Below are 2,278 nucleotides of genomic sequence, written 5' to 3' on the forward strand. Positions count from 1 at the left end.
TTGCTGATCTGGGGCTTTTGTGCTGGTTGGCATTGAAGCGCGCTTTCTTCTGACGATTCCCGCACGTGTTCATGTCACACCATCTGCGGGTGCGGCTTTGGCTGGTGTCGAAGAAGGCGGCTTGGCAGGTTGGCGATGCGCACAGGGCCAATTTTCCGTCTCGTTCGCCTGCGATGATGTTGATCGCGTCAGCGGCGATTACGCCTAGGGCATCTTCTACGCGGGAAGCCGAGCTGAGTAGCCATCGTCGCATGCCCTCGGGCGTCAGGATGGCCGCCGCCCGACTCTGAGTGCTGCAGTCATTGATGACTTGGACAGCCGACGCAGGGAGAGCGTCTTGGAACGCGGCCGCTGTCGCGGCTGCGTGGATCGATTCCCTGAGTTCCCAAGCGAGTTCGAGCTGGGCGGTGGTGCAGGAGTCCACGGCGAGGCCGCTCACTGCCAGCCAGTCGACGAGTCGGTGCGGCGTGGGAATGCGCTCCACAGCGTCGCCATGACGCTCCGACAGAGTCCCCGTGAAGCTGGTCGCTAGAACGGTACCGAGGCGAAAGTCAGGAAACTCGGCATGCATGGAACCATCTTAGCCGGTTGCAGGCTGGCATGAAGACGTGCTAGAACCGTCTTAGCCGGTTCGTCGAATTGCGTAGCCGGTTCCGCAACGGCCAGGAGGTCTCATGCCCCGTCCAACCAGCGACGTGCAAGCATTTGAAGCCCACGCAACTGACGCTGACCTCGATGATCTGCGCGCGCGATTAACCGCAGCGCGACTACCGGAAGCTGAGACGGTCTACCGCGCCGCGCCCGACCCTCGCCGATGGGAACAGGGCGTTCCTCTCGCCGACCTCGTCGATGTCGTGAACTACTGGCGCACCGGGTACAACTGGCGGTCGTTCGAAGAGCGCCTCAACCGGATCGGCCAGTTCCGCACGACCATTGACGGTCTGGGAATCCACTTCCTGCACCGCCGATCCGCCCGCGCAGACGCCGCTCCGCTGATCTTGACGCACGGGTGGCCAGGCAGTATTGCAGAGTTCATCGATGTAGTGGACGAGCTGGCAGATCCGAAAGATGCAGACGCGCCAGCGTTTCACGTCGTGGTCCCGTCGTTACCAGGCTTTGGTTACAGCGACAAGCCGGCCACCACCGGGTGGGGAACCGAAAAGATCGCGGCCGCATGGGTGGAACTGATGGGAAGGCTCGGCTACGGCAAGTTCCTAGCCCACGGCGGCGACTGGGGAGGTGTGATCACGACTGTCCTCGGCGGCAGGTTCCCGGCGCACGTTCTGGGCATCCACACAACGTTCGCGCAGGCGCCCCCTGGGCTGACGACGGATGGTCTGACGGCCGCCGAGCGCAAATGGGTCGAGGAGACCCGCGATTTCTGGAGCCTCCGCGCGGCGTACGCGAAGCAGCAGGCGACCCGACCGCAGACCATCGGCTACTCGCTCGTCGACTCACCGGCCGGGCTTCTCGCCTGGATCCTTGACAAGTTCGCTGAGTGGACAGATACGGAAGACAGCCCTTTCGAAACGGTTTCCAGAGATCGCCTTCTCGACGACGTCACGCTCTATTGGCTGACGCGGACCGGCGCATCGTCGGCCCGAATTTACTACGAAAGCCACGCCTCGCTCGACCCCGAACTTCGGGTCGACGTCCCGTCAGCGATCACCCAATATCCCCGCGACATCGAGAAGTATCCGCGCGCCTGGGCGCAGGAGCGGTACCGACAGATCGTCCGATGGGGGTCGCCCGAAACCGGAGGACATTTCCCGTCGCTGGAGGTTCCCGAGTATTTCGTCAAGGATCTGCAAGAAGGGCTCGCGGCAGTGCTGGCCGCTAATCGGTGAACGCGACTGGGTGCCGGGACCCGGAATTAGTCCGAGGATCCGAGGATGCAGAGCGACGAGATTTTGGTGCATCTGGCGCAACATCAGGTCGAAATTGACGCAGGCGAGAAGTAACGAACTCTGTTGGGGGAGAGAATGATACAAGATCTACTTCGAGGGGTTCTCGCCAAGGATCCGGCAACGACGGGCATGGCACCCGATGGAGAGCGCCACGTGCACATCGTAAAATCGGGTCGTGAGTGACGTACTTGATGATGGGCCGTTCTTTCACGGCACGAAGGCAGAGCTGCGGCCCGGTGACCGACTGACGGCCGGGTTCAACTCGAACTACCGGCCCGAGGTCGTCATGAATCACATCTACTTCACTGCTTTGCGCGACGGAGCCGGACTCGCGGCAGAGGTTGTAGCGCTGGACGGGTCGACACCACACG

General features: G+C 62.3%; 3 protein-coding genes. 2 read left to right on the plus strand and 1 reads right to left on the minus strand.

Annotation, left to right across the window (positions count from 1 at the left end; all coding sequences use genetic code 11):
- On the minus strand, positions 1–571 hold a 571-nt coding region (locus ACRDUX_RS04010; RefSeq protein ID WP_526411250.1), incomplete at its 3' end, for a CGNR zinc finger domain-containing protein.
- Positions 572–674: 103 nt separating this feature from the next.
- Between ACRDUX_RS04010 and ACRDUX_RS04015 the strand changes: the two genes are divergently transcribed.
- Complete coding sequence (locus tag ACRDUX_RS04015; protein ID WP_526411252.1) at positions 675–1,847, plus strand: alpha/beta fold hydrolase; 1,173 nt, start codon at positions 675–677, stop codon at positions 1,845–1,847.
- 235 nt (positions 1,848–2,082) lie between these two features.
- Positions 2,083–2,278: NAD(+)--rifampin ADP-ribosyltransferase (locus tag ACRDUX_RS04020; protein WP_526411254.1), on the plus strand; the 196-nt coding region annotated here is incomplete at its 3' end.

Origin of the sequence: Mycobacterium sp. (assembly GCF_050701675.1) — a bacterium.
Classification (GTDB): domain Bacteria; phylum Actinomycetota; class Actinomycetes; order Mycobacteriales; family Mycobacteriaceae; genus Mycobacterium.

Bases quoted from the DNA above. Each gene is read 5' to 3' on its own strand.
- ACRDUX_RS04015 (WP_526411252.1), top strand. From the start codon at position 675: ATGCCCCGTCCAACCAGCGACGTGCAAGCATTTGAAGCCCACGCAACT.